Annotated in this window: 16 protein-coding genes and 1 pseudogene; 6 read left to right on the top strand and 11 right to left on the bottom strand. The window is 56.6% G+C overall.

All coding sequences use genetic code 11. From position 1 onward, the window contains the following. Nucleotides 1-15 precede the first annotated feature (15 nt). The 4 genes from ACZ9H3_RS04395 to ACZ9H3_RS04380 form a co-directional block, all read right to left on the bottom strand. Nucleotides 16-630 (bottom strand): nitroreductase family protein, encoded by a 615-nt coding sequence (locus tag ACZ9H3_RS04395; protein ID WP_476219808.1) that lies wholly within the window; start codon nt 628-630, stop codon nt 16-18. A 23-nt stretch (nt 631-653) separates the two neighbouring features. Further along, nucleotides 654-1,007: a putative quinol monooxygenase gene (locus ACZ9H3_RS04390; protein WP_330522553.1), complete on the bottom strand. Its 354-nt coding sequence runs from the start codon at nt 1,005-1,007 to the stop codon at nt 654-656. A gap of 83 nt (nt 1,008-1,090) precedes the next feature. Next, complete coding sequence (locus ACZ9H3_RS04385; RefSeq protein WP_330522554.1) at nt 1,091-1,288, bottom strand: tautomerase family protein; 198 nt, start codon at nt 1,286-1,288, stop codon at nt 1,091-1,093. A 330-nt stretch (nt 1,289-1,618) separates the two neighbouring features. Continuing rightward, a complete protein-coding gene (locus ACZ9H3_RS04380; RefSeq protein WP_330522555.1) occupies nt 1,619-2,020 on the bottom strand; it encodes a DoxX family protein in 402 nt (133 codons plus the stop codon). A gap of 138 nt (nt 2,021-2,158) precedes the next feature. On the opposite strand from ACZ9H3_RS04380, the gene ACZ9H3_RS04375 reads away from it, so the two are divergent. After that, complete coding sequence (locus ACZ9H3_RS04375) at nt 2,159-3,058, top strand: LysR family transcriptional regulator (protein ID WP_330522556.1); 900 nt, start codon at nt 2,159-2,161, stop codon at nt 3,056-3,058. Nucleotides 3,059-3,129: 71 nt separating this feature from the next. After that, nucleotides 3,130-3,345, top strand: a pseudogene (locus tag ACZ9H3_RS04370) (SDR family oxidoreductase); the annotation flags it as partial. 45 nt (nt 3,346-3,390) lie between these two features. Here ACZ9H3_RS04370 and ACZ9H3_RS04365 read toward each other — a convergent pair. From ACZ9H3_RS04365 to ACZ9H3_RS04350, 4 genes are read right to left on the bottom strand one after another with little or no spacing between them, the layout of a single operon-like run. Then, nucleotides 3,391-4,377 carry an LLM class flavin-dependent oxidoreductase gene (locus ACZ9H3_RS04365; protein WP_476219805.1) on the bottom strand — a complete coding sequence of 329 codons (987 nt, stop codon included), beginning with the start codon at nt 4,375-4,377 and terminating at the stop codon, nt 3,391-3,393. A gap of 56 nt (nt 4,378-4,433) precedes the next feature. Then, complete coding sequence (locus ACZ9H3_RS04360) at nt 4,434-5,243, bottom strand: sugar phosphate isomerase/epimerase family protein (protein WP_454242196.1); 810 nt, start codon at nt 5,241-5,243, stop codon at nt 4,434-4,436. Between the two features lie 23 nt (nt 5,244-5,266). Beyond that, nucleotides 5,267-6,067, bottom strand: coding sequence for a sugar phosphate isomerase/epimerase family protein (locus ACZ9H3_RS04355; protein ID WP_476219803.1), 801 nt, complete (start codon nt 6,065-6,067; stop codon nt 5,267-5,269). A 23-nt stretch (nt 6,068-6,090) separates the two neighbouring features. Further along, nucleotides 6,091-7,083, bottom strand: coding sequence for an LLM class oxidoreductase (locus ACZ9H3_RS04350; protein ID WP_476219801.1), 993 nt, complete (start codon nt 7,081-7,083; stop codon nt 6,091-6,093). A 142-nt stretch (nt 7,084-7,225) separates the two neighbouring features. On the opposite strand from ACZ9H3_RS04350, the gene ACZ9H3_RS04345 reads away from it, so the two are divergent. Further along, complete coding sequence (locus ACZ9H3_RS04345) at nt 7,226-8,119, top strand: LysR family transcriptional regulator (RefSeq protein ID WP_476222694.1); 894 nt, start codon at nt 7,226-7,228, stop codon at nt 8,117-8,119. A gap of 62 nt (nt 8,120-8,181) precedes the next feature. Here the strand turns inward: ACZ9H3_RS04345 and ACZ9H3_RS04340 are convergent, their stop codons facing one another. The 3 genes from ACZ9H3_RS04340 to ACZ9H3_RS04330 all read right to left on the bottom strand — a co-directional run bounded on the left by ACZ9H3_RS04340 (nt 8,182) and on the right by ACZ9H3_RS04330 (nt 10,395). Continuing rightward, nucleotides 8,182-8,508 carry an ArsR/SmtB family transcription factor gene (locus ACZ9H3_RS04340; RefSeq protein ID WP_476219799.1) on the bottom strand — a complete coding sequence of 109 codons (327 nt, stop codon included), beginning with the start codon at nt 8,506-8,508 and terminating at the stop codon, nt 8,182-8,184. A gap of 77 nt (nt 8,509-8,585) precedes the next feature. Then, nucleotides 8,586-9,506 (bottom strand): LysR family transcriptional regulator, encoded by a 921-nt coding sequence (locus tag ACZ9H3_RS04335; protein WP_476219797.1) that lies wholly within the window; start codon nt 9,504-9,506, stop codon nt 8,586-8,588. 16 nt (nt 9,507-9,522) lie between these two features. Continuing rightward, a complete protein-coding gene (locus ACZ9H3_RS04330; protein ID WP_476219795.1) occupies nt 9,523-10,395 on the bottom strand; it encodes a LysR family transcriptional regulator in 873 nt (290 codons plus the stop codon). Nucleotides 10,396-10,543: 148 nt separating this feature from the next. Here ACZ9H3_RS04330 and ACZ9H3_RS04325 point away from each other — a divergent pair, with 148 nt between their 5' ends. Genes ACZ9H3_RS04325 through catA form a run of 3 tightly spaced genes read left to right on the top strand, consistent with a single transcriptional unit; the run spans nt 10,544 to nt 12,964 of the window. After that, nucleotides 10,544-11,665: a muconate cycloisomerase family protein gene (locus ACZ9H3_RS04325; protein WP_476219793.1), complete on the top strand. Its 1,122-nt coding sequence runs from the start codon at nt 10,544-10,546 to the stop codon at nt 11,663-11,665. A gap of 23 nt (nt 11,666-11,688) precedes the next feature. Further along, nucleotides 11,689-11,979 (top strand): muconolactone Delta-isomerase, encoded by a 291-nt coding sequence (catC, locus tag ACZ9H3_RS04320; protein ID WP_476219791.1) that lies wholly within the window; start codon nt 11,689-11,691, stop codon nt 11,977-11,979. A gap of 49 nt (nt 11,980-12,028) precedes the next feature. Then, a complete protein-coding gene (catA, locus tag ACZ9H3_RS04315) occupies nt 12,029-12,964 on the top strand; it encodes a catechol 1,2-dioxygenase (RefSeq protein WP_476219789.1) in 936 nt (311 codons plus the stop codon). The last annotated feature ends 447 nt before the right edge of the window (nt 12,965-13,411 follow it).

Here is a 13,411-nt window from a genome sequence, read left to right as displayed (position 1 = left end):
AGAGGGGCTTTGCGGTCAAACCAGTTCCAGAACCTCATGCACCGCTTTACGGGGCTTCTGAGGCCAGTTGGAGGCACCGGGGTAGCCGACAGTAACCAGCATCACAGGGACGTCATTCGCCGTGAGGCCGAATGCTTTGGCTACCGCAGCGGCATCGAAACCAATCATCGGGGTTGACGCCAAGCCTTGACCCTGAGCTGCCAGCATCAAGGTCATTGCTGCGAGCGAACCCGAGCGGATAGCCTCGTCACGCTGCAGTTGTAGGTTGTCTTGGTACATGCCCTTAGCGGCCTGGACCCACATGTCATAGACCGACTGGTCGATAATGCCGGCATTGCGTGCGGGCTCCAGTGCTGATGGCAGCGACTCATGGGGGGCGAGTGTGCCGCACACGATGAACGTCACAGCAGCGTCCACTACCTTCTGTTGACCGAACGCCAAGGGCAGTAGTCGGGCTTTTTCTTCTGGGCTTCGCACCGCCAGAAAACGCCAGTTCTGTGAATTGAACGCCGAGGGCGCAAGTGTTGCCAGTTCAACCAGGTTTGCGATCTCTTGGTCAGTCAAGCCACGCTCGGTGTCGTACTGGTTGACGGAAGTGCGCGACCTGATGGCTTGAGCAATCGTCGACATGAAGAACTCCTTGAATAAAACGGTTAACGGCTGAAGCCATCGAAAGGTGTCATGTACACAGCGCCGAAGGGGTCGAGGCGTTTGCGGATTTCAGCATCCGGGGTGCCATAAACGACCAAACCTTTCACTGTGCAGAGCTCGAGAAAGCGCTCACCGAAGGGGGCGAAGGTGGTGTCCACATGGCTGACGACTGCATCAGCGTTGTAACGCTCCAAAATATGGACGGTGTTGGTGTCTTCATTGACGCTGTATTCGTAAACGAGCGTGCCAGGTTCTTGCTTGGTCACTGCAACGATCTTGCTGATCAGCGCTTTGAATTCCGGAAAATCGGTCGGTTTAACGGCAAGGGTAAAAAGGCAGGAGATGTAGGGATGCATGGGATGAATTCGTCGTGGGCGATGATCTGGCCTGGATGGGAGCGCGCCGTCACTCTCTAACGGCGCGAGAGTGTTCACACGGTTCAAGTGTTCTCAGGATCGTCTGCGAACAACTTGCCTGCGCCAGCCCAATCCGATGGTTTGACGTCTTCAAAGATTACGTAGATGTACTCTGCCGGTGTGCCGGTGTTTTTGACGATCGTCTCGGTGATGTCTGCGGCAACAGTGGCTTTTTGTGCATGGTCTTTGCCTTCGAACCAGCTGACACGTACTACGGGCATAGGAACAATCCTTTTGAATAGTGATTGGACGAGTACCTCAAAGCTTGCTGACGGGAAGAGGGCAGACGTTAAGTCAGCAGCTGAGGCAAGCTAGGAAAGTAGTGTCTGCTCTCGAATCAACTGTGGATTCATCGTAGTGTAGAAATTGATAACGATAAACTGCCTATAAATCCAATATTTGTAGAATTTATCTCTACCTTCTACGGAGAGATACAAATCTTTCAAGCGGGGCGAAAAGAAAATCCCGGCCAAGGGAACACGGGAGCGAGAACCTGGCCGGGCAAAGCGTGATTAGCAGAAAGGGAAGGTGGCGTTGAGCTTGCAGTCAGCTCACGCTTTCACTGCGGGTTTGGCTGCGTATGCGCCATCACCCAACAGGGCAACGACCAAAGCACTGATGGTCAAGTAAATCGGATACTCCCAGCCGCCGTTTGCGTTGGTGAAGCTCCAGCCATTACCGAAGTGAACGGTAGCGGCAACGAACAGCTGAATCACGGCTACGCAAGCTACCCAGCGAGCATAGACACCCAGCACCAGCATCAGGCCGCCGATGACTTCGAACGCCATGACCGGGTATGCCAGAAAGCCCGGGAAGCCGATCGATTCGAAGAAACCTGCAGTGCCCGAAGGGGTGAATACGAAAACCTTGGTCAGGCCGTGTGCAATGAACATGATGCCCAGGGCCAGTCGCATGGCAAGGGCGGCGTAGGGGGCGGTGCGAGTGTCAATCATGATGAGTATCCGCTTTTGAAATTAGGTAATTGATGCATTTGATCGGCCTGGACAAGGCCGACGAGCACAGTCTATAGGCTTGAATTTTGGGATAAACTCATATTTATGTGACTTACAGTTCCACTTAGTGAGACAAAAATGGATCGTGCACTCGAAATGCAGGTGTTTTGCACTGTGGTCGACAAGGGCAATTTTGTCGGCGCTGCAGAACCCCTGGACATGTCCAAGGCCGCAGTATCGCGTCATGTCAATGCGCTGGAAGAGCGGCTTGGGGTGCGGTTGATTCAGCGCACTACCCGGCGGCTCTCGTTGACGGATGAAGGCAGGCAGTTCTATCACCAGGCGCGGGAAGTGCTGGCATTGATGGATCAGGCAGAGGAGGCGGTCACTTCAGCCTCGCCGGAGCCCACCGGCGTGCTGCGGGTCAATGCGCCTTTGAGTTTTGGTGTACTCCACCTTGCGCCAGTCTGGGCGGACTTCATGCGGCTTTATCCAAAAATCGAGTTGGACATCAGCCTCAACGACAGACAAGTGGACCTGGTTGACGAAGGCTTCGACGCGGCGGTGCGCATTGCCCGAATGGAAAGTTCGTCGCTTATTGGTCGGCGTCTTGCCGGGACACGGATGCGCCTTTGCGCTTCGCCCGATTACCTGGCGAGTCACCCCGCCATAACCACCCTGTCGGACCTGGAACAACACGGTGCAATTGCCTACACGAACTTTTCGAGCGGTAATGAGTGGCATTTTACAGGGCCCTCTGGCCCCGAGAGTGTACGCACCCGGTCGACGGTGCGCTGCAACAATGGCGATACCTGTCGCAGCATCACGGTCGCAGGGGGCGGTATTTCTTTGCAGCCGAGCTTCATGGTCAGCAATGACCTGAGCACGGGGGTTTTGGTGGAGGTGTTGCCTGAGTACAAGTCAGTTGAACTGGGTGTCTACATTGTCTACCCGACACGCAAACACCTGTCACCCAAAGTTCGCGCGCTCATCAACTTCCTGGCTGAACGTTTTGCCTCGCCGCCTTGGCAAGACTGAAATACCCAGAAGGTAGACTAAATTGCTGCCAATTTCGGATTTTAAAGGAATTATGGTCAATTACGGAGCCGTCGAAAACGGCTCAACTGGCGCTATCCCGCGGCTTGGCCAAATGGCTGCTGGCAGCCGATTTCGTCATGTCGCATCGTCCCACTTCCTTGATTCAGCGCGCGGCGACTGTGGAAGAGGTCGCCAACATGGTGGTCTACGTCTGTTCGACGCTTGCTTCTGCCACCAGCGGCGCTGCGCTTCGCGTGGATGGCGGGGTGGTGGACGACATTCTCTGAGGGTAGGAATATGAGCGGGATTTCTCCCGCTCGAGCCCAAGTTTTTCAATCGTTCAGCAGGTCTGCAATGGACTGTACAGCCAACTGATAGGATCGGCAGCGTGCTACAGGGTCATGGATTCGCGCATCGATCATCAGTTCATCGACTTGCGTGGTGGCGATGAACTGACGAAGCCAGGTGCCCACGTCGTCGATGTCCCCGATTGCAGAGCAGGCCATGGCCTGATTCAAACCTTCCCGGTCGTAATCGGAGATCTTGTTCAGATACCCTTCTTCAGGCATTGGCAGTAACCCGGCCCGCCCTGCGTGCAGCTTCACCACCCATTGCTGGTGTGAACTCGCCAGCCAATGCGCTTGCGCTCGTGTTTGTGCGGCAATCACGTTCACTCCTGCCATGGTGTAGGGCTTGGCGAGGAACTCGGAGGGGCGAAAGCTCGTGCGGTAATGCTCGAGTGCCTGCATCAGCATCTGCGGTGCGAAGTGTGAAGCGAACGCGTAGGGAAGCCCCATCTTCGCAGCCAGGTCTGCGCCCTGCATGCCAGAGCCCAGCACCCATACCGGTACGTCATGGCGCCCTGGAAGGGCACTTACTGGCTCGCGCCCATTGTTTTGCAAGTAATTGATCAGCCGGGCAACGTCCTGGGCGAAGTCGCGCTCTTGCGCCAAGCCGCGGATGGCACGAATGGTAGGACCGCCGCTGCCAGCAGCACGGCCTACACCGAGGTCGATCCGGTCGGGAAAAAGCGTATGCAACGTACCGAACTGCTCAGCAACGATCAGCGGCGAATGATTCGGCAACATGATGCCGCCCGCGCCGACGCGCAGGGTCGAAGTCGACGCCGCCAGGTGCTGGATAATCAACGGTGTGGCCATCGAGCCGATGCCTGGCAAGTCGTGGTGTTCGGCGATCCAGTAACGGCGATAGCCGTGCTGCTCGACGTGCCGGGCCAGCAACCGGGCGCCTTCGAGCGTATCGGAAAAGGTGTTGCCTTCACCGATCATCATCAGGTCAAGTACTGAGAGTGCAGTCATGAGAGCTCCTTGTAGAAGAGGCGGGCGCCAGGCATCGCTGCTCGGCACCCAGAGCGTTAGCGAGCGAGCGGGATGTCTGCCCAGGTTGGGTGTTCTGCCAGGCGCTGCTGGATGCCGCGCATGGCTTTGAGCGATCGCTGAAGCTTGATATAGACGTCACCGCAGTAATCCCAGCCGAGAAGACCGATCCGGCCGTTGTATCCCATGCGTTGAAGGGCACCCAGCAATGCGAAGTTGTCCAGTTCCCCCCGGTCTGGCGGTTCCATGGTCGCAACACCTCCCCACCCCAATTGTGAAAGGGTCGACCCTGAGGTGGTCACTTGCATCAGCCAAGGCTTCATGGCGTCAAGACGCCCTTGCAGGTCGCCTTCTTGGCTGGCATACCAGTGGTAGCCATTGAAGACTGCGCCGAGTTGAGGATGATCGAAAAATCGACACACCTCTACGACTTGGGATGTGGTCTCGGTGACATGATTGCGATGTGGGTAAAGCGCTAGCTTTAGCCCCCTGCGCTCGACAATAGGCAACAAGCGCTCGATGGACTGCAGTATCGCCTTTACGCCGTTGATCGAGGTTTGAATGGCCAATTCGATGAGTTGCACGCCCTCGACTGACTCGACGATTTGCTTGACCAGGTGATCATTGCGCCCTTCATGCAGCACCAAATACAGGGCTGCTACATCCAGCCCATGCTTTGCCTTCACCTGCGGCAGCAGTTTCAAATCGGTCAGTGGGTGTCCGCTCCAGGCCGCCACGGTTATTGCGTCATAGCCGACTTCAGCGACCATCTCGCATTGTGACTGGAAGCTGTATACCCCCATTGAGGTATAGAAAAAGGAGTCGAGCGCGTGGATGGGGTTGTTCATGGCGTTCATCAGTTACCGCTGCGTCAGCGTGGAAGATCGGTCATAAGTGCCCAGTGCGGATTACGCGCCAGACGCTCTTCCATGGAGCGGAATGCCGTGAGCGAGCGCAGCAGATTGCCATGCACATCGCCGCCCATGCTTTCCCACCCTAGGAACCCATAGCGGCCTTTGTAACCGCGGCGCTCCAGCGCGCCGAGCAACACGAAGTTGTCCATCTCCCCCTCATCCAAGGGCTCGATGGTTGCCGCTCCTCCCCAACCGAGTGGAGAGAGGCGGCAACCTGCAATGTTCACCTGACGCAGCCAAGGCATGACGGCATCCAGTCTTTGCTCCAGTGCCCCTTCCTGGCAGGCATACCAGTGGTAGCCGTTGAAGACGATGCCAAGATTGGCGTGATCGAAACGCTCGCACAGTTCAACAGCCTCGCGGGTCGTCTGCATGCCGTAACGGATATGCGGATACAGCGCGATCTGGATGCCGCGTTGCTCGCAGATCGGCAGCAGCCGCTCGAGCATGTGCAGGTCATGGTCTTGAACGCTGTCACCGGAGTGCAGGGCGAGCTCAATGGAACTACAGCCTTCTAGCGTTTCGAACAGGTTGATCAGGCGGCCTTCCAGGCCCTGGCGGTAGATCGCATAGATGGCACCTACGTCCAGGCCCCATTCGCGCTTCACCTTTGGCAAGTCCCTGAGCTCAGCGCTCCAGGACGATACGGTGATGCCCTGGTAACCCAGGGAGGCGAGCATTTCGCACTGCACCGCTAGGGGATAGGTCCCCAATTTGGTCTGAAAGATGAAATCCATCGCATGGACAGCGTGTTGCATAGTGAAAACTCCGTTGAGATGGGTTATGCGCCTGCAGGAACATGGGTAGGGAAATGCGGAAGCACGTACTCACCAAGCTCATCGATGACTTCAGAGGCGGGGCGATGTTGTGGTTTAAAGTTCAGGGCGACATGCGAAACGCCTTGGTCCTGCTGGCGCAACCACAATTCGATGAGGGTATTACGGCCGGCACGCATTACCCGCCCTTGTTGCAGTGGTGCATTCGGGTCTGGATCGAGGTCGAAGAAGGTTCCGTAGCCATACGGCTTGAACGGTTTTCCGGCAGAAGCCTGTTGCCACTGGGACACGACACTCGGCACGCGGATGGGGTCATTGAGGTAGCCGATCATTCCGTCCGTGTGTTCGGCAATCCACTCCAGCGTCTGTCCGGCCATGCCCACAACCAAGGTGGGGAGCCTTGGTGCCAACGGTTTGGGTACTAGGTCGAGGCTGCCAGTGAGTTGTCCATAAAACAGCGAAGACACTGTTGGCCAGTCCTGTTCCGTTGCTGCCCTGAGCACCGCAAGCGCATCCCGGAAGCGATCGGCGCGGCTATCGAATTCAACCCCGAACGCGGGGTATTCGATGGGCCGGTCACCGCCCGCAAGGCCCAGAATCAAGCGCCCTCCCAGCAATTGGTCGACACTTGCAGCCTGCTTTGCAACGATCAGTGGGTCGCGCAGTGGCAGCACTATACCGGCGGTACCGATCGCTATATTGCGGGTGACTGCGGCGAGATAGCCGGCATAGACCAAGGGATCCAACACCTGTGCGACATCGCCAAAATGGGGGTCATAGAAGGGAACGTCCCTCAGCCATATGACGGAGAACCCCGCCTCATCGACTTTCTGAGCCATGGCCGTGTGATTGGCCAGTGTCGGGCCAGGGGTTTCTGGGTAACTCTCCAAAGGCGCAATGAAACCGAAGGTCAGGTGCCCGGGGCGGAATACTCTTGCAAACCCTCGGTGGCTGGACAGTTCGGTTGGCAACGTTGCGGATGGATGTTTGAAGCTCATCTTTACCTCGTCGATTCGTTTGAGCCCATCATCAGAGGCTCGACAACAGCGGTTGGACGACTATAAAGAGGATTATCGTGAAGAAAAATAAGCTACAATTCCGAACATTAAGGAATATTTGGATGCAATAATGTCTGCGATGATGGGTCAGATGGGAGCCTTGGGGGCGTTTGTTTATGCGGCGGAAGCACGCAGCTTCACGGAGGCCGGCAGGCGGCTGGAGGTGTCCTCATCCGCTATCGGCAAAGCCATTGCCCGGCTGGAGGAGCGGCTTGGCGTACGGCTGTTTCATCGTTCCACCCGAGCCATCACCCTTACACCAGAAGGCGCGCTATTTCTGGAGCGCTGCCACCGAATCTTCGCCGAACTTGAGGTGGCTGAGCGCGAACTGCATCAGTCGGCGGCAAAACCGCAAGGTAAGCTGCGACTGAGTTTACCGCAGCTGGGGATGCGCCTAATGCACCACCTGATTGCATTTCAGCAGACCTACCCAGCCGTGGAGCTGGAGATGGACTTCAGTGATCGCTTGGTGAATGTGATCGAGGAGGGGTTTGACGCTGTCATGCGTATAGGTGAAGTAGAGGACTCCAGATTGATGATGCGCAGACTGCAGGGTTTCAGTCATCGCATCGTTGCCACTCCAGGCTATCTTGAACAACGCGGCACGCCGAAGCGTCCCTCGGAGTTGGTAAGTCACGCGTGTTTACACTATCGCTATCCCTCGAGCGGCAAGCTGGATGCCTGGCCGTTGAGCGAACACGGCAAACCCGTGCATCTGGACCTTCCTCAAAGTGCGGTCGCCAATGCCATCGATCCCTTGCTGGCAATGGCTGAAGCCGGGCAGGGTATTGCCTGCCTTCCCGACTTCATACTGGTCGATGCTCTTGCACAGGGGCGACTGGTATCTTTGTTGGAAGCGTATGTGTCAGATCGGCGCAATTTCACTATATTGTGGCCGTCGAGCCGGCAACCATTGCCCAAGATAAAGGCTTTCGTGGACTTCATGGTTAACCGGTTACCAGCGGACCGCGGGTAACTCAATGCGTCAGCACTGGGCAGGATGAGCCTCCGTGAGTGATAACGGAGGCTCACTTTTATTTACAGCGCATCTTGCAAGGCCTTCAGCATGCTTTCGATCAGAGCCTCATTGCGGCTGAAAAACTTGCTTTGTCCTTGTCGGTTCACCAGGATCAGCCCACCCCTTTGCAGTTTCGCTAGGTGTGTCGACATTGTCGATTGGGCGAGATCACAGCGCCGTGAGATCTGCTGCGCACAGACGCCGAATTCGTGCCCATAAGACTGATCGGGAAAGTGCACAGCAGGCTGTTTCAGCCACGTGAGTATTTGACGACGGATCGGATGTGCCAAGGCTTTGACCAACACATCAAGATCATCAGTTTCTACTGTGGTGCGCACGTTGAGCACGGCATTGTTCCTGTGAGAAATCGATTAAGGCGAGGGCCTTCAGATCCCTCGTGAAGGCTAACGCAACCGTTAAATGGCTATCGAACGGGTGTTTCGTGATCCGAGAACAGGTCGAACATCAGTTGCCGCAGCCAGCGATTGGCGGGGTCTTTATTGAAGCGGGCATGCCAGAACAGGTTGATTTCGATGTTCGGCAGTTCAACCGGGGGCGGCAATATACACAGGTCGAAAGGGCCTTCACAGCTGATCGCGAATCGCTCGGGCACCGTTGCTAGCAGGTCGGTTCGCTGCAGAATGTGGCCCACTGCAACGAAGTGGGGAACTTCCAGGCGAACGTTGCGCACCACGCCTGCTCTTGAATAGAAAGTATCGACTTCGCCGTGACCTGTATTAGCGGCAACAACCCTGACGTGGTCATATTGGGTGAAACGCTCTACCGTCAAGGGCTCCCGCGTGGCGGGGTGGCCTGCCCGGCATAGGCACACGTAGCGATGATGGAACAGGCGGCGCTGGAAGAAACCTGCTTGCAAATGGGGCAACAACCCGACCGCCAGATCGATGGTCCCGTTTTGCAAGCCTTCGGCAAGGGTATCGGCGGTATTGCGCAGCGTGCTGATGGTGCAGCCTGGCGCAAGCTCAGCCAAAGCGTCCATCAACTTTGGCATGAAGTAGATTTCGCCGATGTCGGTCATGGCCATGGTGAAGCGCCGGTTGCAAGTGCGAGGGTCGAACACATCCTGTCGACCGAGCGCGTCTCGTAAAGTTTGAATTGCGAGTGTCACCGGTTCAGCCAGTTGCAACGCATAAGGCGTGGGCTCCATGCCCTGATAGGTGCGAACGAACAATTCGTCCTGCAGTGCCGTGCGCAGTCGCTTGAGCGCATTGCTCATCGCAGGCTGAGTCAGCTCAAGATTTTCTGCAGCGGTGGAAACCTTGCGGTCGATCAACAGTTGGTTGAACACCAGCAGCAGGTTCAAGTCCAGGTCGCGTAATTCCATGATGCCTCGTCGTCGCTTAACGATTGATGGTCGAGATGATTGCCAGACAACGCTGGGTTATGGGACTGATGTCACTGGCCCGACGACTGAGAATGATCGGGGAGACTGCTTCGCTTTCTTCGAGGCGTGCATAGGTCAAGTCTGCACGGTGCTGCTGCTGGACAGAGGCGGGAACAAGGGCAATACCGAGTCCAGCCGCCACCAGACCCAGTGCTGTCTGCAGCTCGTTGGCCCACTGGGAGACCTGTATGCTCATGCCATTGTTGGCGAACAACGCCAATACGTGGTCGGCGTAACTGGGCCTGGGGTTGGCTGGATACAGTACGAAACGTTCCTTCGATAAATGCTCCAGTGTTATCGGTTGGCCTAACAGGTGATGCCCGATAGGCAACACAGCTACAAGAGGGTCCTCACGCAACACTTCCTGGTGTATAGCCGCGTCGTCGAAATGGATGCGGCCAAAACCTATGTCAATGCGGCCGCTTTTGAGCGCCTCAATCTGCTGCAAGGTGGTCATCTCTTGCAGCCCTAGCTCAAGGTCAGCATCGCGGCGAAGTTCACGTATCAGCTCCGGCAGTACGGCATAGAGCGTGGACGGCGCAAAGCCTATGCCAAACCATTGCCGTTGCCCTTCACCTATACGCCTGGTGTTTTCGCATACCTGTTCAAGCTGCTTGAGCAAGGTGACGCTCTGCTCATAGAAAAACCGGCCTGCTTCGGTCATCTGCAGTGGTCGGCTGCGCTCAAGCAATGCTGTGCCCAGATGTTCTTCCAACTGCTGAACCTGGCGACTCAGGGGCGGTTGGGCGATGTTCAGACGCTCGGCAGCACGGGTGAAATTCAAGGTTTCCGCGACTGCCTGGAAGTAACGAATATGCCTGAGCTCCACAATACCTCCTGAGTATTGTTCGAGATTAAAACAATATTGGACTCAATGAATACGCTGGGTCGATCCTACGGTACACGAAACAAGATTCTATGGGTATTGATGCAGTGGCATCGCACCCCAGCCTCCACCTTGCGTAATGGAACCCGAAATGAAAGCAGCCCGAATCGAGCGCCTTGAGACGATCATCGTCGACTTGCCTACCATTCGCCCGCACAAGCTGGCCATGCACACCATGCGCGGCCAGACACTGGTCATCCTTCGTTTGTTGTGTAGCGACGGCATCGAGGGGATCGGTGAGGCCACCACCATCGGCGGGCTCGCCTACGGCAATGAAAGCCCAGAAAGCATCAAGAGCAACCTGGACAGCTACTTCGCGCCTTTGCTGATCGGTCAGGACGCAGAGAACATCAATGCCGCGATGCAGCGCCTGGACAAGGCAATCAAAGGCAACACATTCGCCCGCTCTGCAGTGGAAACGGCGTTACTGGACGCACAAGGCAAGCGGTTGGGACTGCCTGTGAGTGAGTTGTTGGGTGGTCGGGTACGTGATGCTCTGGAAGTGGCCTGGACCCTTGCGAGTGGGGATACTGGCAAAGACATCGAAGAAGCCGAGCGTATGCTCGAGCAACGACGCCACCGCATTTTCAAACTCAAGATTGGTGCCAATGCTCTGGAGCATGACCTTGCCCATGTGGTGGCCATCAAGAAAGCGTTGGGCGAGCGCGCCAGTGTGCGTGTCGACGTCAACCAGTACTGGAGCGAGTCGCAGGCCATCAAGGGCTGCCAGGTGCTGGGTGAAAATGGCATCGATCTCATCGAACAGCCGATTTCGCGGATCAACCGAAGCGGGCAGGTGCGGCTTAACCAGCGCAGCCCAGCGCCCATCATGGCGGACGAATCCATTGAAAGTGTCGAGGACGCTTTCAGTCTGGCGGCCGATGGTGCTGCGAGTATCTTCGCGCTGAAGATCGCCAAGAATGGCGGCCCTCGCGCGGTACTGCGCACCGCACAGATTGCCCAGGCAGCAGGCATTGCACTGTACGGCGGGACCATGCTGGAAGGAGCCGTGGGCACTCTGGCATCGGCCCATGCGTTCATCACCCTGGATAAGCTGCAATGGCACACCGAGTTGTTCGGCCCACTGCTGCTGACCGAAGAAATCGTGACTGAAGCGCCTGTGTACCGCGACTTCCAACTGCACGTTCCTGCTACGCCGGGCCTCGGGCTGATGCTCGATGAAGAACGCCTGGCCAGATTCCGTCGTACTTGAAACCTCTATAGGAGATTTGGCAAATGCTGTTTCACGTGAAGATGACTGTAAAGCTGCCGGTGGACATGGATCCGCAACTGGCTGCCCGTTTGAAGGCTGACGAGAAGGAACTGGCCCAGCGCCTGCAGCGCGAGGGCAAGTGGCGTCATCTGTGGCGCATTGCTGGCCACTACGCCAACTTCAGTGTGTTCGACGTGGAAAGCGTCGAAGCACTGCACGACACCCTTATGCAACTGCCGCTGTTCCCCTACATGGACATCGAAGTGACTGGCATGTGCCGCCACCCTTCGTCGATTCATGAAGATGACCACTGAGCTTCACGCTTTCTGTTGTGAATCATAAGAACAAGATGAGGATCCCATCATGACGGTAAAAATTTCTCAAACCGCCCAGTTGCAGGCGTTCTTCAAACAAGCCGCTGGCCTGGACAACGATCAGGGCAGCCCCCGCGTCAAACAGATCCTGCTGCGCATCCTCCAGGACAGTGCACGCCTGATCGAGGACCTCGAGATCACCGATGACGAATTCTGGAGCGCCATCGATTACCTGAATCGCCTAGGCGGCCGTGGCGAAGCCGCGTTGCTGATTGCCGGCCTGGGCATCGAGCATTTCCTGGACTTGCTCAACGATGCCCGAGATGAACAGATCGGCCACACCGGCGGTACGCCGCGTACCATCGAAGGGCCTCTGTACGTTGCCGGCGCTCCGCTGTGTGAGGGCGAAGCACGCATGGACGACGGCACTGAAGACGGCGACGCCACTACCCTGTTCATCGAAGGCCAGGTCATCGACTTGCAAGGCAAGCCTATTGCCGGGGCAATCGTTGATCTTTGGCAAGCCAACACCAAAGGTAACTACTCGTACTTCGACAAGTCACAGTCGGGGTTCAACCTTCGTCGTCGTATCGTTACCGATGCAGACGGTCGGTACCGTGCTCGCAGCATTGTTCCTTCAGGGTACGGTTGTGACCCGCAGGGGCCGACTCAGGAATGCCTGAACCTGCTCGGGCGTCACGGCCAGCGGCCAGCGCATATCCACTACTTCATCTCGGCACCCGGTTTCCGTCATCTGACTACGCAAATCAACCTATCAGGGGACAAGTACCTGTGGGATGACTTTGCCTATGCCACGCGCGAAGGGCTGATCGGGGAAGTGCGCTTTATCGAGGACGCGGGCCTGGCCGCCAAACGAGGTGTAGAAGGGCGCTTTGCGGAACTATCCTTTGACTTCCAGTTGCAACCGGCAGCTGAAACTGCCGAAGAGCAACGTAGTTTGCGTCCGCGCGCGCTTCAGGCTTAACACAGAGGAGGGCAGCAACCCATTGACGGTTGCTGCCTGACCTCCTCCTGGCAAATAGCATGCTGCAGCAACGGCACAGGCTCGGTGCCGATTTGAATTTGAGCAATGGGTTACAGGTAATGTACCGAACTGGGTTACAACCGGCCCAGTCGATCAGGTCTTCCCAGAATCTGAACCTTGAAATGAGCGTCGACTACCTTGTCCGCCGTCTTAGACACGACGGTATCTACTACCTCCCAGCATTGCTCTAGGGCGGTTCTCACCTTTGCGCAACCGACTACTGTCAACGCTACCGTGCTCCTGCACGCTCGCCCTAAGCGATAGATGAAACCAGTTCCCATATCAGCATCAGGTGTGTGAAGTGGTGACGAATATTCAGGCTGGAAATACTTGTTATTCGTTTCGCTGCATGTGAGACCACTGTCGGCTTGGTCATGATGACCCTCA

Source organism: Pseudomonas sp. TE3910 (assembly GCF_056279025.1).
This window is presented reverse-complemented; position numbering and strand designations above follow the sequence as displayed.